Below are 18,234 nucleotides of genomic sequence, written 5' to 3'. Positions count from 1 at the left end.
TCGGTACGACGTCATCGGAGTGATGCCCAATCGCTCGAGGGCTGCCACCCGGATCACGCCGTGTCGGCTGTGTTGTAGTAGGTAGGCTTCTGTGAAGGATGAGCTTGCGATATGCATCTGGGCAGAGTCGCGCGCAGGTCCGACAAAAACCCTGCGATGGCTGTTATGAACGGACCTTTCATAACAAAAACTGTTATGAAAGGTCCGTTCATAACACTGGCTTGAGGTGACCCGAAGCGAGCTACGCCCCCGAAGCGGCCTTCACGAACTTAGCCAGATCCTTCGACTGCTGCACCCGAGACGCCTCGTTCACGTACATCATGTGCCCGGCCGGGTAGTAGGCCGTGTCGATGTTCTCCCGCAGTTCCTCGGGAATCTGCAACCGCGCCAGAACGTGCTCCGAAGCGAAATAAGGTGTCGCGCCGTCGTAGTGACCGAAAGCGACGTGCACCCGCAGGTGCGGATTGGAGCGCATGGCCGAGGCAAGGGAGTCCACAGAGGACACCGAGCGCCCCTCGAAGTCCGAGTAGGACCAGGCCTTGAACACGTCCGTCGAAAGGACTTCGTACGGCAGGTCGTTCTCGTAACCGAGTTCCGCGCGCACGTAGTGGTTGAGCCCGGCGGCGTAGGCGCCGATGATCCGCGAGATCGACGGGTCGTCGCTCATGTGCTCGCGGCCGCCGTCGGGTTCCCAGGTGGTGAACCGGCCGTCCATCCGGCCGACGACGAGACCCTTGTCCCGCAGCAGTTCGGTGAAGTACCGGACGTGCTCGATCCGCAGGTTCACCCTGTCCACATAGGACTCGCTCAATCCGGTCAGAGAAGCGAGCGTCGCCACGGCTTCGGCACGGTCCTGTGTGGACAGACGGGCGCCGCGTGCGAGGGCCCAGGGGAGTTCCTTGGCGGCGAAGTCCTCGGCGTCCGCGAGGACGTCGTCGAGCGGGCGGTCGCCGTGGAGGCCGTGGTAGTGCGCGATCGCCGCGTACGTCGGAACGAAGAGCGTGTACGGCAGGTCGTTGCCCTCAGTGAACCGCAGTGTGCCGAGGTCCAGCACCGACGAGATCAGCAGCAGCCCGTTCAGGTACATCCCGTGGCGCTCTTGCAGATGCGCCGCCAGCCCGGCCGCGCGGAGCGTGCCGTAAGACTCGCCCGCCAGGAACTTCGGCGACAGCCAGCGCTGTTTGCGCGAGACCCACAGCCGGATGACCTCACCGATGGACTCGATGTCGGCCGTGTACCCGTGGTACTCCGTGGCCTTCTCACCGTCGACGGCGCGCGAGTAGCCGGTCGACACCGGGTCGATGAACACCAGGTCGCTGTGCGCCAGCAGGGTTTCCTGGTTGTCGGTCAGCCCGTAGGGCGGCGCGACCGGGTCGTCGACATCACCCGACAGCACGCGGCGCGGTCCGAGCAGGCCCATGTGCAGCCAGATGCTCGCCGAGCCGGGACCGCCGTTGAACGCGAACGTGACCGGGCGCGAGCCGGGCTCCGCGTCGTCGAGCGTGTAGGAGGTCAGGAACACCTCCGCCTTGGGCTTGTGGCCCTCGGACTTGCCGTCGGTGATGACCTCCTTCCGCAGCACGATCCGCCCGGTTTGGGCGGTGTACGCGAGCTTCTTGCGCTTGAGCGTCAGCGTGTGCTTCGTGGTGACCAGGTCGTCGATCGGCTCGACCTTGGTTTCCACCGACGGGGTGTCCTTCTCGTCGGTGGCCTTTTCCTCGGGATTGGTGTCCGGCATGATCCCAACCTACTGGCAGTCTGTACGGGTGGACATCGTCACGGCGCATGATCGCCCGAACACGATCGCCGAAGCGATCGAAATCCAGGAGGCCCTGCGCGGCCTGGTCGATCGCGAGGATCGTTGTCCACAACAGATCCTGACGGTCACCGGGCTGGACGTCGCCTACGACGAGGGCAGTGGCCTCATCGCCGCAGCCGCGGTCACTCTCGAAACCGCCGATTTTCGCGTCGTCGAAAAGCGGACCGTCGTCTCCGAGGTCTCCTTCCCGTACGAGCCGGGTCTTTTCGCCTTCCGTGAGCTGCCTCCGCTGCTCGACGCCCTTCGCGCGCTCGACCACACCCCGGACCTCCTGGTCTGCGACGGGCACGGGCTGGCTCACCCGCGCCGGTTCGGGCTGGCATGCCACGTCGGCGTCGTGACCGGATTGCCCACCATCGGAGTCGGCAAGACCCGCTTCATCGGAGAGCACGGCGAGCCGGGGCGGGAACGCGGCGCCAAAGAACCCCTGGTGGACGACGGCGAGGTCGTCGGCATGGTCCTGCGCACCCAGGACGGCGTGAAACCCGTTTACGTCTCCGTCGGCCACAAGATCTCGCTGGACAACGCGTGCCGCCAGGTGCTCCGGTTGTCGCCCGCGTTCCGCCAGCCGGAGACGACCAGGCAAGCCGACCGCCTCTGCCGCGACGCGTTGAAAGAAGCGTCATGAGGTTCCGCTCCATCGCCGAACTCGACGCCGAGGTCGTCGGCTGCCGTGCCTGCCCACGACTGGTCGCGTGGCGCGAGGAGATCGCCGTGGTCAAACGCGCGGCCTTCGCCGGCGACACCTACTGGGCCCGGCCGGTGCCCGGATTCGGCCCGCCGGACGCGTCGCTGGCGATCGTCGGCCTCGCCCCCTCGGCGCATGGTGCGAACCGGACCGGCCGCATGTTCACCGGCGATCCCTCCGGTGACGTCCTCTTCAAGGCCCTTCACAGGGTCGGCCTTGCCTCGCAACCGACGTCTACCCATATCGGTGACGGTCTCGAACTGCGCGGGACCCGGATGGTCTCCCCGGTGAGATGCGCGCCACCCGCCAACAAGCCCACACCTGAGGAACGGGACACCTGCCGATCCTGGCTCGCCGAAGAGCTGACGTTGCTGAAGCCGACGCTGAAGGCCGTCGTGGTGCTCGGCGCGTTTGGCTGGCAGGCCCTGCTGCCGGTGCTCACTGAAGCGGGCTGGACGGTGCCGACGCCGCGCCCGAAGTTCGGCCACGGAGTCGAGGTGGGACTCGGCGACCTGCGCCTTTTCGGCTGTTACCACGTGTCGCAGCGCAATGTCCAGACCGGCCGCCTGACGCTTGACATGGTGTGCGATGTGCTGGCCTCCGCGACCTCGGTGGCCGGCCTGAACTGAATCGGTGCGGAAGGCGTGGCGACGCTGGTCACAGCCGGATGGGGTCTCCGAGCGATCTCAGCAGATGGGTGCGACTATAGGGATATGGCTGGTGTTAAGTCGGAACCGACACGGATCCTCGTCCTTGGTGGTGGATACGTCGGGCTCTACACGGCGTACGGGCTCCAGAAGATGCTCCGGGCCAACGAAGCGTCCGTGACGGTCGTTGATCCGCAGCCGCACATGACCTATGCCCCCTTCCTGCCCGAGGCGGCGGCCGGTGCGATCGAACCGCGGCACGTGGTCGTGCCGCTGCGGCGCGTGCTCAAGCGCTGCCACGTGCTCACCGCACGGGTGACGAAGATCGAGCACGACCGCAAAGCCGTCACGGTCGAGGCCGCCGACGGTCACGTCGAGCAGCTGAACTACGACGTTCTCGTGGTCGCGCTCGGCGCTGTCGCGCGCATCTTGCCGATCCCGGGCCTGGTCGAAGAAGGTATCGCCTTCAAGACCATCGGTGAGGCGATCTACCTGCGCAACCACGTCATGACGAAGCTGGACGAGGCCGCCAGCACGCTCGATCCCGAGCAGCGCAAGCGTCTGCTGACGTTCACCGTCGTCGGCGGTGGGTTCGCCGGTATCGAGGCGCTCGCCGAACTCGAGGACATGACCCGCTTCGCGGTCGAGAACTACTACCCGAACCTCAAGGTCGAGGACATCCGCTGGGTGCTCGTCGAGGCGGCGGGGCGGATCCTCCCCGAGGTGCGGGAGACGCTCGGTGTGTACACCGTCGAGCAGCTCGAGAAGCGCGGCATCGAAGTCTATTTGTCGACAGCCGCGAAGTCGTTCGAGAACGGCCACGTCGTGCTTTCGGATGGCACCGAGTTCGACACCGACACGATCATCTGGACCGCCGGCGTGAAGGCGAACCCGGTGCTCGCCAGCTCGGATCTGCCGCTGGACAAGCGCGGCCGCGTCGAAGCCACCGCCGCGATGCAGGTCGTCGGACACCCCGACGTCTGGACCGCCGGTGACAACGCCGCCGTGCCGGACCTCTCGCGTACCGAGCAGGACCCGACCGCGACCTGCCCGCCGAACGCGCAGCACGCCGTTCGCCAGGCGCGTCTGCTGGCGAAGAACATCATCAAGGTGATCCGCGGCGGCAAGCCGAAGGACTACTACCACAAGAACCTGGGTGCGGTGGCCAGCCTCGGCCTGCACAAGGGTGTCGCCGACGCGCTGAACCTGAAGATCAAGGGCTTCCCGGCCTGGCTCTTCCACCGCGCGTACCACCTCAAGGCGATGCCGACGTGGAACCGCAAGATCCGCATCCTGTTCGACTGGATGCTCGGTGGCCTGTTCCGGCGCGAGGTCATCTCGCTCGGCCAGATCAACAACCCGCGCGAGGAATTCGACCGGCTGTCGAAGTCCTGAGTCCGGAGGTCCGTGAAGGCCTCCTTTCCTACTGTCAAAGTAAGGAAGGAGGCCTTCACGGCGTTTAGGGTGTGTCGGTGCAGGCATTCCGGAAGTCAGTACCCGCCGTTCCGCTCGCCACCGGTCTGGCTCCGGCTGACCTAGCGAAACATGTCCTGGAGAGGATCGAGCGCGACAACGCGCACGCACGTTCGCGGAAGCGACGTTTCCGCTGGCGTGCCGTGTCGATCAGGCTCCTGCTGCTCACGCTGTCCGCGGTGTCCACGATCATTCTCGGACTGCAGAACCTCAACGGCTGGACAGGCGTGGCGTTCGCTCTCGTGGCCACGACGACCGTGATCGGTGCGCTTGAGCCCTTCTTCGCCTGGCGATCCCTGTGGGTCTTGATGGAAGAGGTCCAGTTTCGGCTCTATCGGCTGCGCGACGAACTCAGCTTCTACCTCGCTTCGACCCCGCCCGAGCAGGTCGATCCCCAGCTCATCAACGCGAAGTTCGAGGAGTACCAGGCAGTTTGGAACGAGCTCGGTCTCCGTTGGCTCGAATATCGGCGTACTGAAGCGGCGAACTGAAGGACATCGCCTAGGCTGTCGGTGCCCCGGTAGCCCAACTGGCAGAGGCAGTCGACTTAAAATCGACCCAGTGCGGGTTCGATCCCCGTCCGGGGCACTTACCGCATCCTCACCAAGATCGTCAGATCCGCTCCACGCTGGCGAGTTCGATCATCTCCGTCCAGCTCAGGCGGACACCCTCGGCTTCCGCGGCGAGGCGTTGGGCCGGGGTGAGTGTTTCGGCCAATTCGGTCTCATAGGGGCCCTCACCGGCCTGGGAGACGCTCGTTCGGCCCAATCCCAACTGGTCGGCGCTGTGGAGGATCGCGGCCTCCAAGGTGGCCGCTTCGACAGGCTTGCCAAAGCGCAGTAGTACCTCGACGGCGACATTCATCGTGAAGAGGACATGACAGACGTCGCCTTCGGCTTGAAACCAGGTGAGGGCGCGTCGCACGGCGTCGGCGGCGTCACCGAGCTGGGCGGGGGTTCCCGCGTGCCGGAGCAGGGACTTGCCGAGAGCGAACTCCGCCCACCCCGCGAGCCAGCCGATGTCCGCCCGCTCGGCCGACCGGGCGATCTCAGCCAGTGTCTCCTCTCCGGAGCGAAAGTGTCCCCGTTCGACGAGAACGGCGCCGAGAACCATGCGCGCGCCCAGAACCAGCCAGTCCAACCGCGCCGGCCGGCCGATGGCGATCGCCTTCCCCGCGGCGGCTCGTGCTTCGTCGAGTTCGCCGGTGTGCAGCCTGGCCACCGCTTGGTAGAAGAGCGCGGAGCCGTGCAGGATCCGATGCTCTTCGTCGACTTGCCCGCCGGTGATGGCGAACGCCTCGTCGCCGAGGCGGCGCCCTTCGGAGATTTCGCCGGCGTAATAGGCGAGATTGGCGGCCGCGGCGAGTGCACGCGCTCGATCCGCCGTTGCCGCGTCGGTCGCGGTCCGCAGGGCCGCGCCGACCAGCTTCCTTCCCTCGGCGATGTGGCCGCTCCTGGTCCAGAACCAGTCGAGCAGCCCGACCGTGCGCAAGGCCGCGGCAGGCCGGCGGGAAAGGTCGTGGCCGATACCGGCGCGCAGGTTCGGCCACTCGCGGTTCAGCAGGGCCACCGCCAGGCCCGAGTGCTTGCCGCTGAACATCCCGGCGCAATCCGCCACGAACCCGCGTACCCACGCGGCGTGCCCGTCCCGGGTGGCCACGGGCGCCGGATCCACCGACTCGCAATACGCGCGAATCGTTTCCAGCATTCGATAGCGCGATGGTGTGGTCGTCGTGTCGGCTGTCACCACTGAGCGGGAGATCAGCGAAGACAGTGACAGGAACGCCGACGCGTTGTCGCGGCTGCCGATGGCTTCGGCCGCGGCCATGGGGAAACCACCTTCGAAAGGCCACAGACGCAGCAGGAGCGTTCGGTCGGCGGCGGAGAGCGGCTCGATACTCCAGGCGATGGCTTCGCGCAGTGTCGCGTGCGGTGTCAGCGACCCACGAGGCACCGGCCCGAGTACGGCGAAACGATCTGTCAGCGCTTCGGCGATCTCGTCGAGACCAAGGATCTTCGCGCGGGCCGCGGCGAGCTCGATCGCGAGGGGGAGACCGTCCAGTGCCTCGCACACGCGCGTCGCGTGACGGAGTTCGTCAGGGGAGGGCTCCCAGCCGGGGCGGATCGCGCGAATACGGTCGACGAGCAGTATCACGGCCGTTTCGGTGTGCAGCGGATCCAACGGCAGCGTCGCCTCGCCGTCGATGTCCAGCGGTTCCCGGCTGGTGGTGAGGATGCGCAGCCGAGGGCATCCGGCGAGTAGTTCCGCGACGAGCTCGGCGGCAGCCGGGATGAGATGCTCGCAGTTGTCGAGGATCAGGAGGCCGGACTGGGCCACCAGCGCCCGGACCAGTGCCCGCCGCGGATCTCCCGCGATCTTGACCAGCCCGACGGCGTCGGCGACCGCCTGCGACAACACCGTCGGCTGACCGACGTCGGCGAGCCTGGCCAGCCATGCTTCCCGTCCGGCCAGGTGCTCGACGGCCAGCCGGGTCTTGCCGACCCCCGCGGGGCCGACCACGGTCACCAGTCTCCGCTCGTCCAGCAGCCGCGCCAACGTCCGTAGCTCCGTTTCTCTGCCGACAAGTGAGGACAGCGGACGACGAGGTGCGACGGCCGGGGGCCGCGAACCGTTCGTGGCGACCTCGGCGCGAATCTGGACATTCGTGTCGAGCAGGGCCGGGTCGCCGGTGAGGATCTGCTGGCGCAGGCTTCTCAGCGCGGGGCCGGGGTCGATGCCGAGTTCGTCGGCGAGGCGCTCTCTGGCCTGGTCGTAGGCGGCGAGTGCGTCGGCCTGGCGTCCGGCGCTGTAGAGCGCGAGCATGAGCAGCGTCCACAGCGGTTCCCGTAGTGGATGTACCACCACCAGGCCACGCAGTTCCCCGATCACGGCGCCGTCCCCGGTGATCAGCCGCGCGCGGAGGTGGTCCTCGGTCAGGGTGAGCCGGATCTCGTTCAGACGGGCCACTTCGGCTGCCGCGGCTCCGTGCAACTCGACGTCGTCGAAGGGGTGTCCGCGCCACAGGCGCAGCGCGGTCCCGTACCTCCGCATGGCGGCCGTGTGCTCGCCGGCCCGCTGGTCGGCGCGGCCTCGCGCTACAAGGTCCTCGAAGACGGCCAGGTCCACCTCTTCCGGCCGTACCGAGATCCGGTAGCCACCGTTGCGGGCCGTCAACCGTCGCTCGCCTTCCGGTGCGAGCACCCGGCGCAACCCGGCGACGTGGGTGCGCAGATTGACCGCGGCGGATCGGGGCGACGGCTCGCCCCACACCATGTCGATCAATTCGGTGGTCGGCACCACCTGATTGGAATGCAACAACAACGCCGTGAGTACCGCACGCTGTCGTCCTGGCCCCACTGACCGGGGCACCCCTTCGGCGACCACTTCCAGCGGCCCCAGTACCCGGAATTCCATACCCGCCCCCGATCGCTGGGACAATCCCAGCAATTCCGGATCCACGGTGTCAATGCCATCGCCCTTTCGGGCAGCTTCTCCTGTACTCGGGCGAGTACCGATTCTGTACGCCGGACGCCGCAAAGTGGAGGCTCCAGTAACCATTCAGAACTCAAGGGGAGAAACGATGAGGAAAGCGTTGAGATGGTCCGCGGTACTCGCGCTGGTGGGCTTGGGGGCCTTCGGTACCGCTGCGGCACAAGCCTCGCCGCCGGAGGAGACCGGGTCCGGTGTTTCGCGGCAACAGGTCGTGCAGGCGGAGAAGGTCGAAGGTGGCCGAAGCGCTCTCGCTCCCGGAACCGCACACGGCGGGCGAGCGCTGTACTGCGGTATTCAGGGCTTGAGGAATCTCTGGCTGCCCCTCGGCGGTATCCGGCCCGGCCACGGGGCCGTGCTTTCGGTCGCCGAGGCGGGTGGGGGCGACACCGAATTCATCGGGAATGCCGTGATGGCCGTTCAGAACACCGCGGTCCAGACCGACGGCGTGCTGTTCCAGGTCGACGTGCAATGGGACAGCGGGCTCTGCATCTGGGTGAAGTACGTCGTGGTCCTGTGAGGACGGCCGCCGTCCTTGGCACAACCGGTTCCGCACTGTGGACACGCTGGTCCGAACGGACCGCCGCTGCCGACAATGACCGCCATGACCGGAAGCGCCGTGACCGACGAGACCACCTACGACCGAACGCGACTCACGCAGTGGCGTGCGGGTGAGGCTCGAGGTGACGGGTTTTCGCGGCGCGGGCTGCTCCGGCTGGCGGCCGGTGGCTCGCTCGCGCTGACGGCGTTCGGAACGCTGTCGCCAGGGACGGCGTCGGCGGCCACGCCGATCGTGAAGCCCTTGCCGCCGGAGCTCTTCGAGGTCTACGGCACCAACGCGGAAACGCGGTGGGAGGCGCTGAGCGGTCAGGGCTATCTCACGCCGATCGACCGTTTCTTCGTGCGAAACCACACTTCCACCCCGTCGATCGACGCCGGCACCTGGCGTCTGAAACTCTTCGGCACCGGGCTGCGTGGTGCGCCGACGGCGGACAGGCCGGTCGAATTCACCTACGCCGACTTGCTCCGGTTGCCGTCGGAGACGATCACTTCCGCCATCGAGTGTGCGGGCAACGGCCGGAGTTTCTTCACCAGCCAGCAAGGGCAGACGGTGGCCGGGACGGCATGGAAACTCGGCGCGATCGGCGTCGCGCGCTGGCGTGGTGTCCGGCTTTCGACGGTGCTGGCCAGGGCCGGGCTGACGCGGCACGCGGTGGACGTCCTGCCGGAGGGGCTGGACGCCGACTACTTCACCGGCGGTGTCAACCTGGGGAAGGTGCGTCGTCCGCTGCCGGTCGTGAAGGCGTTGCAGGACGTTTTGCTGGCCTATGAGATGAACGGGCGCCCGCTGCCGCCGGATCATGGTCATCCGGTGCGGCTCGTCGTGCCGTCCTGGGTAGGGATCTCGTCGATCAAATGGCTGGGGCGCATCGAGGTTTCGGAGACGCCGCTGGTCTCGCCGTGGAACACGCAGTACTACCGGCTGCTCGGGCCGGGCTACCCGGCGGAGGGCGCGGTCGTGACCCGGCAGGTGGTCAAGAGCGCCTTCGAACTGCCGTGGAACGCCGAGTTCGCGGCCGGCGGCAGGCACGTGTTGCGTGGCCGTTCGTGGTCGGGCAACGGCCGGATCCGGCGGGTCGAAGTGAGCACCGGTGACGGCTGGCGGCAGGCGAGGTTCGTGGGCGCGGCAGCGGATCGCGGCTGGCAACGCTGGGAAATCCCTTGGCGCCCCAGTGTTTCCGGCGCTTACACCCTGCGGGCACGGGCGACGGACATCACCGGCGTCACCCAGCCGGACGTTACTCCGCACAATACGCAGGGCTACCTTTTCGACGCCGTCGTCCGGCATCCGGTCCGGGTGGTGTGAGATGACACAGTCGCTCGCGCTGAGCGGGGAACCGACCGTCGAACTGACCCTGGCGTTGCGGGTGAACACCGACTCCGAGCACGCCGCCGCGATCGCCGCGCGCCTCCTTGAGTCCTTTGAGGACACTGTCGGCGTGACCCTCACGGCGCGGACCTTCCAAGCGGGCGAAGCGACTTCCGCCCAGGTCGTCGAACTCGCCGGACGGCGGCGGCGCCTCAGCGGCTCCGCACCGCCGCTGCGCATCGAGCCGGATTCGAGACGAGTGCTGTTGCGCGGCGAGGTACTGGAGTTCACCAGGCTGGAGTTCGATCTCCTGCTGTTCCTGAGCCGGAATCCGGACCGCGTCTTCGACCGCGCCACGCTGATGGCGCAGGTGTGGGGCCTGGCCGGTGGCAACGGGCGGACCGTCGACGTCCACGTCCGGAAGATCCGCGGGAAACTGGAACCCGTGCTGACGCCGATCACGACGGTGCGCGGGGTGGGTTACCGGTTCGACGGGGCGGGGCAGGTGCTGATCGCGGACTGAGCACCTCAGTCGTGGCCGTACGTAACCCGGCAAAGCCGGGAATGTGAAGATGGAGTCGTGACTCCCACTTACGTCTTCGTACACGGCTCCAACAGCAACTCGTTCACCTGGGGCCCGCTGCAACGCGAGCTCGCCCTGCTCGGCCACCGCACGCTGGCCGTCGACCTTCCCGGACACGGCTTCGACGCCGGTTTCCACGCGGCATACCAAGCGCCCCAGGACATCGAAGCGCTGGCCACGGCACCGTCGAAGCTGGCTGGTGCCACCTACGCCGAGACTGTCGAGCACGTGGTGGACGTCGTCCGCAAGGTCGCCGAGCACGGGCCGGTCATCCTGGTCGGGCACAGTCGCGGCGGGGCCACACTCACCGGGGTCGGCAACGTGATCCCGGAACTGATCGACCGGATCGTCTACATCTCCGCATGGTGCTGTGTCGACCTGACCCTGGGCGAATACATGCAGGGACCCGAGAACGCGAGCAGCGCACTCAATGACGTCGGCGCGGTCGTCGTCGCCGACCCCGCCGCGCTCGGCGCGTTGCGGATGAACTGGCGGACCGCCGATCCCACGCTGCTGGCCGCGTTGAAGACCGCGATGCTCGAAGACGGCACCGAGCAGGAGTTCTTCGCCTACCTCAACACCCTCGAACCGGACGAGAGCCTCGACGCCGGCACCGAACGCGCCGACGCCGCCACGTGGGGCCGGATCCCGCGCACTTACATCCGGCTCACCGAGGACCTGTCGATGCCGATCGCCTTGCAGGACCGGTTCATCAAGGAGGCGGACGCGCTCACCCCGGACAACCCGACCGACGTCCGCTCGCTCGAAAGCAGTCACGTCGGCTTCCTCATGCACCCGCGAGAGGCGGCGACCATCCTTTCCGGACTCGCCTGACGCCGGGGTACTGTCTCGCCGGGGGAGGAGGAGACCCGAGTGCGATGACGGACGGACAATTCACCAAGGGGCACCTGATCACGTTGCTGATCAGTTCCGCGATCGGGGTGGGATTCGGTGCCGGGTGGTGGTTCTTCGGCGCGTCCTCTGTCCCGAGTGGATCGACGCCGCTGGTCGTCGTAGGTGTCGTCGCGGTGCTGGGACTGGCAGGCTGGCTCGTCCTGATCGCCCGCCGGGGTGCCGGATTGCCCGCGGGCGGCGGCCGAGAGGAAAGCCCGTTCGGCAAGCAGTACGGGATCGCCGTGCTGCTCATGCTGGTGGGGATCTTCGGCGGGGCGAGGGTCCTCTCGGGAGTCCTCGAACTTCCCGACGCCGTGCCCGCGTGGGTGCTCTTCGTGGTCGGCTTACACTTCCTGCCGTTCGCGAAACTGTTCGGCTCACGGCGTTTCCTGGTGCTGAGCGCCTTGTTGTGCGTGGTCGCCGTGCTGGCGGCCGTGCTCGCGATCGCGGGCTGGACGGCGGCTTGGCAGCTCGTGCCGGGCTTCGGCGGCGCCGCGGTCCTCTGGGCGACCGTCGTCGCCGGGTTGCTGGACCGTCAGGGAGCGACAAGTCCGGCTTCGTAGGCGAAGATCGTCAGCTGGACCCGGTCACCTGCAAGATCACCGTCGACGGCGCGGTAATTTCGACCAAGACCGCTTCCGGCGAATTCGCGATGGCCGCCTGCACCGGAGTGTGACGGCCGGGCCGTGAAAGGCCTCCTTCGCCATTCTCGGGGTGGCGAGGAGGCCTTCGCGATTCCGGCATGATGCGGTCATGACCGAGCCCGCCCATCCGTTCGCCCCGGCCGAGTTTCGGCCCTGCCCGCGGAGTTCGGCGGCGAGGGCCTCAGCTACCGGGCTTACGGGGAGATCCTCAGCGCGGCTTGTTCCTCGACGGCGTGCATCTGGGTGATGCACATCGGCGCCGCCGTCGGGCTGACCCAGCTGTCCGCTCCCGAAGTACGCCGCTTCTACGCCGGGGAACTCATCGCGGGTAAGCGGTCGCCAACGCTCTGTCGGAACCGAGCAGCGGCAACATGTTCCTGATGCCTCAGCAGATCGCCAAGCGGTTCGTTTCCGGCCGTGAGCTCGCCGACCGTCTGGGACACGATGGGACTGCGAGCCAGCCGCAGCCTGCTCGTCTCCTTCGAAGGGACTGTCCTGCGGGAAGACCGCAGGTGCCCGCCCTCGACCGGACGGCGCCCGAACCACATCGGAGCCGGGCTCGCCTTCCTGTCACTGGGGATAGCCGACGCGGCGGAGGAAGCGCTGATCTCGCATTCCCGGAGCCGTGTCAACCCCGCGACCGGGCAGCCGCTCGCCGAAATGCAGTGGTTGCAGTTCGAGGTCGCGAACGACATCGCCCGCGACGTCGCCCAGGTGGCGCTGAAAGCCGGCGGCGGCTCGGGCTTTCTGCGCACTTCGCTGATCCAGCGGCTGTTCCGGGACGCGCAGGCGGGCTGATGGCCTATTCGGCCGAAGTCTGCAAGGACCGGATCGGAAGACGGCGCTCCTGCCTCGGGACTGACCTCGGATGACCGGCCGGGTGACGTCAAGCCCGGCCGGTCCCGCCGAAGCGGGTCAGCAGCAGCCGGTGCCGCAGCAGTCGCAGTCGCACCAGTCGTCGATCCGCATGGTCATCCACCTCCTCCCTCGGGTTCGCGGTCAGGCGGGCACCACGCGCCGGGAAGTGGATCGGCGCATTTGTCGCCGGACATCCCGGACAGCATGGAAGTGAGTTCGGCGTGCAGCGCGCCGAGTCGCGTCATCTCCGCTTCGATCTCGGTGAGATGGCGTTCCAGCATGGTTTCGGCGGGTTCGCAGGGGCACACGCCGGTGTCGCGGACGCTCAGCAGGTCGCCGATCTCCGTCAGCGTCAGCCCGAGCCGCTGCGTGCCACGGATGAACCGCAGCCTGTCGATGACTTCCTCGTCGTAGCGCCGGTGCGCCCCGGTCGTCCGCGCCGGGATGGGGAGGAGGCCGATGCGCTCGTAATAGCGCACGGTGTCCGGCCGCACGCCTGCCCGGGAGGTCACCTGGGAGATGGTCAACGCCGCCGGTGTCGCGTCGGTTCGCATGGTTCGAGGGTAGAACCTGGACCCGGCTCCAGAATCAAGCTCGAATTCTCTGGCTCACGAGGAGAAGACGAGAGCCCGGCGCGTCCGCATCATCGGAACGGGTGCAAACGGCGAGAGGACGGCACGGTGACTGACTTCCGGAACGTGATCAAGGACCTCACCACGGAAGGTGAACAGGTCGACGCTCTGGTGGCCGATCTGGACGACGTGGGCTGGGCGCTGCCGACGCCCGCCGTCGGCTGGTCGGTCAAGCACCAGATCGCGCACCTTTCCTTCATCTTCAAGATCGCGGGGCTCTCCGCGGCCGAGCCGCGGAAGTTCGCCGAACTCGCGAAGACCTCGATGGCGCGCGGGTTCGACGCCGCCGTCAACGCGGCCCTCGACGACTACCTCGGCGATCCCAACGAGGTCGTGCTGGGCCGGTGGCGCGCCGAACGCGACGCGGGCATCAAGGCGCTCGCCGCCGTTCCGGCGGACCAGGTCGTGCCGTGGCTGGTCAACCCGCTGCCGCCGGCCATCCTCGCCTGCGCCGGGATGATGGAACTGTTCGCACACGGCCAGGACGTCGCGGACGCGCTCGGAGTGCGCCCGGAACGGACCGACCGGCTCGCGTACCTCGTCGGTTTCGCCGTCCGGGTGCGGGACTTCGGCTACGAGGCACGAGGCCTGACCCCGCCGGAGCAGGAGTTCCGGTTCGAGATCACCTCGCCGTCCGGGCAGCTGTGGACGTTCGGCCCCGAGGGCTCGCGGCAGCGGATCACCGCCGGCGCGGAGGACTTCTGCCTGCTGGTCACGCGGCGCCGTCACCGCGACGACCTCGACGTCCGTGCCGAAGGCGCGCTGGCGGACCACTGGCTGGACATCGCGCAGGCGTACCGCGGTCCGGCGGGCGAAGGGCGCAAGCCAGGGCAGTTCGACCGCTGAGAACCGCGCCGGCTTCCACGGTGATTACGGCACCATGGAAGTCGCGGCGGGCCCCGCGCGATGCGATCGTCGGTGCACACGGGGTCTAGGAGGCGATCGTGGCACGGGTGTGGTTGATCAGGCACGGCGAAAGCGAGACGAACGCGGGTCTTCCCGGCGGTGAGCCGGGGGCTTCGGCCCTGACCGAACTCGGCAGACGGCAAGCCGTCGAGGTCGCGGAATCGTGGGCCGAACCGCCCCGGTTGATCGTGACGTCGCCGTTCTTACGGGCACGACAGACCGCCGAACCGACGATCGAGCGATTCCCCGGCGTGGAGCGCGAGGAGTGGCCTGTCCAGGAGTTCACGTTTCTCGGCGAACTCCATGGACAGGTCACCACCACCGCCATCCGCAGACCGTACACCGAGGCCTACTGGGGCCGGGCCGATCCGCACCACGCGGTGAACGGCGCGGAATCCTTCGCCGGTCTGCTCACCCGTACCCAGGAATTCCTGGTACGGCTGGGAGAACGGGAACCCGGGCCGATCGCCGTCTTCACGCACGGGCTCTTCATCCGCGCTGTCATGTGGTCACTGCTGACCGGGATCACCACTCCGGACAGTGAGGCCATGCGCGGATTCCGCACGTTCGCCGACACGTACGCCGTGCCGAATGGCGACATCACAGAACTGAGGTACGCCCCCGGGAAGCGGATCCCGCGAGTGGTGGTCCCGCTCGCCTCCCGGTTCGCCGACCGCTAGGGCTTCAGCAACAGCGGGAGTTCGTTCACCCCGGTCATGTTCGGGCTGGGGATGAACGACGGCGGGGCCGCCGGATCGGTGCGCAGGTCCGGGAACCGGTCCAGCAGGATGTTCAGCGCGGTCTTGCCTTCCAGCCTGGCGAGCGGAGCGCCGATGCAGAAGTGGATCCCGCGGCCGAACGCCAGATGCGGGTTGTGTGCCCTCGCCGGATCGAAGACGCCCGGATCCTTGAACGTGCGCGGATCCCGGTTCGCCGCCGCGACCCAGACGAAGAGCATGCTGTCCGCCGGGATCGTCTGGCCCAGTTCGACCTCCGTCGTCGTGGCGCGCGCGACGAGCGCGAACGGGCTGAGGAAACGCAGTGATTCCTCGATGGTGGCGGGCAGCAGCGAACGGTCCTTTCGGACACGCCGGTACTCGTCCGGATGGGAATCCAGGCACAGCACGGTGTTCCCGAGCAGCATCGTGGTGGTGATGTGCCCGGCGAGCAGCAGCACGTTCGCGAAGTTGACGACTTCGTTCTGAGTCAGGTTCTCGCCGTCGACCTCGGCTTGGACGAGTTTGGTCAGCAAGTCCTCGCGCGGGTTCCGCCGCCTGTCGTCGACGTGTTCGGAGAGGTAGTTCACCAGGTTGTTCACCTGCTCGCGCGTTTCCTCGACGGCTTTCTTGTCCTCCTCGGTCTGCTTGAGCAGCGACCGCTGCTGGCTGTTCCGCAGCAACTTGTCGACCCATTCCTTGAACAGATCGCGATCGCTCGCCGGGATGCCGAGCAGTTCGGCGATGACGATCACCGGTAGCGGATAAGCCAGGTGGGTCACCAGTTCCATCGAGTCCGCGCCATCGACGGAGTCGAGGAGTTCGTTCGTCAACGCGGCGATCCGCGGTTCGAGATCGGCGACGACCTTCGGGGTGAAGGCGTGGCTCACCAGCGTGCGCAGTTTCTTGTGGTCCGGCGGATCCATCTGGAGCAGGTTGCCTTCGACGAACTGATCCTTGTCCGGCGACATCTCCTTGGGGATCAGTCGGGTGGTGTCGGAGGAGAACACCTTGGGATCACTCAGGGTTTTCAGTGCCTCGGCGTGGCCGTAGACGTGCCACATGCCCGCTTCGGGATCGAAACGGACCGGGTCTGCCGGGAATTCGTCTCGAAGCCAGAACTGGCTTTCGTGGACGCCCCAGGTCTCGGCGATCGTGGTCATGGCTTGCCCCCTTCTTCTCGTGGTGGAAGAGCTCGGATCAGGCGGGCTCCTCGGTGCCGTCCTGCCGGTAGATCCAGGCGCGATAGGACGAGATCAGCTCCCGGAACGCTTGGATCACTTCGGCCGCGGTAGCGGCGACGTTCGCCGGGGACGGCGGCTCCGGCGGCTCGAATGCCCTCCGGATGATGTGCGCGAGGGCATCGGCCTTCTCCTCGGACGTGAGGCCGGTGCCGTCGGTGGTGAAGCTGTCCATCAGGTAGAACCCCAGCGCCGAGGCGCGCAGGGTGAAGAGCAGGTCCGGGATGTCGTCGCGCAGCAGTCCGCGGTCGGTCATCGTCTTCAGGTACCGCTCGGTGACGACGGCGTCCTGATCCTGCAAGGGATGTTTCTTCAACCGGCCCAGCAGTTCGGTGTTGCCGGTGATGAGCGCGCCGAGCAACGGATTCCCCTGGGTGTACAGGAAGACCGCCCGCTGGAATCGATGCGGGATGACTTCCGCCGGATCTTCGTCCAGCCGATCGAGGAGACTCTCGGCTGCCCGGAGCGATTCACGCAGGAGCAACGCGTGGAAGAGGTTCTCCTTGGTGCGCCAGTGCAGGTAGACCGTGCCCTTCCCGACGCCGGCCTGGTTCGCGATGTCCTCGATGGTCACCTTGCGATAGCCCAGCCGCGTCAGCAGGACGCCGGCCGCGTCGAGGATGCGATCGGCGCGGCCGGCGGTGCGGTCCGGACGTTCTGCCACGTGCGCTCCTTGTCTCTGACTTCGTGACCAGATTCGCTCATCTGGTCATCCGGTCACTTCGAAGGTAGCGCGGATGGACAGGTCCGGCAAGGAAAGCGACGGTTTTTAACGCAGACGGTGGGCGAGGAAGAAATTCCAGATGACCGGCGTCGCGTTGATGACGGTCGGGGTGGCGGAGTCGTTGTTCGGTGCCGTGCTCGGCCAGACGTGCCCGGCGCCTTCGACCCGGTAGTGCTGGAGCGAGCAGCCGAGCCAGCGCTGGACGGTGACGCCGGTCTTCGGCGAGTACTGGATCGGGCGTGGGAAGCAGCCGTCCCGGTCCGCCCACCCGGCGAGCCAGTCCGGCAGCGCCGGCAGGCCCTTGGCGGGATTCCCGGTGTAGGGGATCGTCGTGTCGGCGGTGCCGTGGAAGTCGAGGATCGGCGCCGGGCGAGACGGATGGCACGCGCCGCCCTGCGGGTAGAACGCGCCGGCGACCGGGGCGAACGCCGTGATCCGGCCCGGCATCCGGCAGGCGAGGACACCGACGAACCCGCCGCCGTTCGATTTGCCCGTCGCGTAGATCCGGTGGGAGTCGACGCACAGTTCCCGCTGGAGAGTGTTCAGAAGATCACTGGTGAAGAGCACGTCGTCCGCGGCCGCCGAGTACGGTGCGCCGGTCCAGGCCGATTGGCCGTCGGTACCCGGAAGGCCTTGCGGGTAGACGGAAATCGCATCGTACGAGGAAAACCCGGACAGTTCCTCCTGGTACTTCGACGTTCGCTTGTGACCGTGGAACGACAACACCAGCGGAGTCGGCCGCGACGGCCGGTACCGCGCGGGAACGTGCACCGTGTACTCGCGGACCAGTCCGCCGGACGTCAAGGTCCGCAGCGTCGTCGTCCCGGTGGGGACCGGTGACGGACGATGACACCCGGTGGTCGGCACCGGGCGGTCGATCGGCGACGGAGCGGCCGACGCGACCGGCGCGGCGAGCAGGCTCAGTCCGGCAGCGGCGGCCGCCGTCAGTGCGAGACGGCGTAGATACTTCGTGGGACCAGGCACGCGATCCTCCTTGATCGGGCGGCGGGGCGGTGATCAGGGTCACTCCCGGCACCGGCCTGGTCAGCA

General features: G+C 67.5%; 18 protein-coding genes and 1 tRNA gene. 13 read left to right on the top strand and 6 right to left on the bottom strand.

Annotated features, from left to right (window positions below):
* Positions 1 to 241: 241 nt before the first annotated feature.
* Entirely contained in the window at positions 242 to 1,738 is a 1,497-nt protein-coding gene (locus tag ACLARN_RS07640; RefSeq protein WP_409490582.1) for a S10 family peptidase, read from the bottom strand.
* 28 nt (positions 1,739 to 1,766) lie between these two features.
* On the opposite strand from ACLARN_RS07640, the gene nfi reads away from it, so the two are divergent.
* The 5 genes from nfi (at position 1,767) to ACLARN_RS07615 (ending at position 5,215) form a co-directional block, all read left to right on the top strand.
* Positions 1,767 to 2,447, top strand: coding sequence for a deoxyribonuclease V (gene nfi / locus ACLARN_RS07635; RefSeq protein ID WP_409490581.1), 681 nt, complete (start codon positions 1,767 to 1,769; stop codon positions 2,445 to 2,447).
* A complete protein-coding gene (locus ACLARN_RS07630; RefSeq protein WP_409490580.1) occupies positions 2,444 to 3,136 on the top strand; it encodes a uracil-DNA glycosylase in 693 nt (230 codons plus the stop codon). Before nfi ends, ACLARN_RS07630 begins: the two co-directional genes overlap by 4 nt.
* An 84-nt stretch (positions 3,137 to 3,220) precedes the next feature.
* Positions 3,221 to 4,549, top strand: a complete 1,329-nt coding sequence (locus ACLARN_RS07625; protein ID WP_409490579.1) for an NAD(P)/FAD-dependent oxidoreductase — start codon at positions 3,221 to 3,223, stop codon at positions 4,547 to 4,549.
* A 77-nt stretch (positions 4,550 to 4,626) separates the two neighbouring features.
* Positions 4,627 to 5,118, top strand: a complete 492-nt coding sequence (locus ACLARN_RS07620) for an SLATT domain-containing protein (protein WP_409490578.1) — start codon at positions 4,627 to 4,629, stop codon at positions 5,116 to 5,118.
* 23 nt (positions 5,119 to 5,141) lie between these two features.
* Positions 5,142 to 5,215: transfer RNA gene (locus ACLARN_RS07615), tRNA-Leu, on the top strand.
* A gap of 24 nt (positions 5,216 to 5,239) precedes the next feature.
* Here ACLARN_RS07615 and ACLARN_RS07610 read toward each other — a convergent pair.
* Entirely contained in the window at positions 5,240 to 8,086 is a 2,847-nt protein-coding gene (locus tag ACLARN_RS07610; RefSeq protein ID WP_409490577.1) for a BTAD domain-containing putative transcriptional regulator, read from the bottom strand.
* Between the two features lie 121 nt (positions 8,087 to 8,207).
* Here ACLARN_RS07610 and ACLARN_RS07605 point away from each other — a divergent pair, with 121 nt between their 5' ends.
* The 6 genes from ACLARN_RS07605 to ACLARN_RS07580 all read left to right on the top strand — a co-directional run bounded on the left by ACLARN_RS07605 (position 8,208) and on the right by ACLARN_RS07580 (position 12,905).
* Positions 8,208 to 8,636 carry a hypothetical protein gene (locus tag ACLARN_RS07605; protein WP_409490576.1) on the top strand — a complete coding sequence of 143 codons (429 nt, stop codon included), beginning with the start codon at positions 8,208 to 8,210 and terminating at the stop codon, positions 8,634 to 8,636.
* 84 nt (positions 8,637 to 8,720) lie between these two features.
* Positions 8,721 to 9,983 carry a sulfite oxidase gene (locus ACLARN_RS07600; RefSeq protein WP_409490575.1) on the top strand — a complete coding sequence of 421 codons (1,263 nt, stop codon included), beginning with the start codon at positions 8,721 to 8,723 and terminating at the stop codon, positions 9,981 to 9,983.
* 1 nt (position 9,984) lies between these two features.
* On the top strand, positions 9,985 to 10,509 hold the full coding sequence (locus ACLARN_RS07595) for a winged helix-turn-helix domain-containing protein (RefSeq protein WP_409490574.1): 525 nt from the start codon (positions 9,985 to 9,987) through the stop codon (positions 10,507 to 10,509).
* Positions 10,510 to 10,566: 57 nt separating this feature from the next.
* Positions 10,567 to 11,403, top strand: a complete 837-nt coding sequence (locus tag ACLARN_RS07590) for an alpha/beta fold hydrolase (protein WP_409490573.1) — start codon at positions 10,567 to 10,569, stop codon at positions 11,401 to 11,403.
* A gap of 44 nt (positions 11,404 to 11,447) precedes the next feature.
* Positions 11,448 to 12,026, top strand: a complete 579-nt coding sequence (locus tag ACLARN_RS07585) for a DUF7010 family protein (protein ID WP_409490572.1) — start codon at positions 11,448 to 11,450, stop codon at positions 12,024 to 12,026.
* Between the two features lie 498 nt (positions 12,027 to 12,524).
* Positions 12,525 to 12,905: a hypothetical protein gene (locus tag ACLARN_RS07580; RefSeq protein WP_409490571.1), complete on the top strand. Its 381-nt coding sequence runs from the start codon at positions 12,525 to 12,527 to the stop codon at positions 12,903 to 12,905.
* A 173-nt stretch (positions 12,906 to 13,078) separates the two neighbouring features.
* Here the strand turns inward: ACLARN_RS07580 and ACLARN_RS07575 are convergent, their stop codons facing one another.
* On the bottom strand, positions 13,079 to 13,519 hold the full coding sequence (locus tag ACLARN_RS07575; RefSeq protein WP_409490570.1) for a heavy metal-responsive transcriptional regulator: 441 nt from the start codon (positions 13,517 to 13,519) through the stop codon (positions 13,079 to 13,081).
* A gap of 126 nt (positions 13,520 to 13,645) precedes the next feature.
* On the opposite strand from ACLARN_RS07575, the gene ACLARN_RS07570 reads away from it, so the two are divergent.
* On the top strand, positions 13,646 to 14,443 hold the full coding sequence (locus tag ACLARN_RS07570; protein ID WP_409490569.1) for a TIGR03084 family metal-binding protein: 798 nt from the start codon (positions 13,646 to 13,648) through the stop codon (positions 14,441 to 14,443).
* Between the two features lie 98 nt (positions 14,444 to 14,541).
* A complete protein-coding gene (locus tag ACLARN_RS07565) occupies positions 14,542 to 15,183 on the top strand; it encodes a histidine phosphatase family protein (RefSeq protein WP_409490568.1) in 642 nt (213 codons plus the stop codon).
* On the opposite strand, the gene ACLARN_RS07560 is transcribed toward ACLARN_RS07565, so the two are convergent.
* The 3 genes from ACLARN_RS07560 to ACLARN_RS07550 all read right to left on the bottom strand — a co-directional run bounded on the left by ACLARN_RS07560 (position 15,180) and on the right by ACLARN_RS07550 (position 18,168).
* A complete protein-coding gene (locus ACLARN_RS07560; protein ID WP_409490567.1) occupies positions 15,180 to 16,382 on the bottom strand; it encodes a cytochrome P450 in 1,203 nt (400 codons plus the stop codon). The two genes, ACLARN_RS07565 and ACLARN_RS07560, sit on opposite strands and share 4 nt — an antisense overlap.
* A gap of 37 nt (positions 16,383 to 16,419) precedes the next feature.
* Entirely contained in the window at positions 16,420 to 17,124 is a 705-nt protein-coding gene (locus tag ACLARN_RS07555; RefSeq protein WP_409490566.1) for a TetR family transcriptional regulator, read from the bottom strand.
* Positions 17,125 to 17,229: 105 nt separating this feature from the next.
* Positions 17,230 to 18,168 carry an alpha/beta hydrolase family esterase gene (locus ACLARN_RS07550; protein ID WP_409490565.1) on the bottom strand — a complete coding sequence of 313 codons (939 nt, stop codon included), beginning with the start codon at positions 18,166 to 18,168 and terminating at the stop codon, positions 17,230 to 17,232.
* Between the last annotated feature and the right edge of the window lie 66 nt (positions 18,169 to 18,234).

Origin of the sequence: Amycolatopsis sp. cmx-11-12 (assembly GCF_046269425.1) — a bacterium.
In the GTDB taxonomy this organism is placed as follows: domain Bacteria; phylum Actinomycetota; class Actinomycetes; order Mycobacteriales; family Pseudonocardiaceae; genus Amycolatopsis.
Note: the sequence above shows the minus strand (reverse complement) of the source record. Positions and strands in the feature narration are given on the sequence as shown.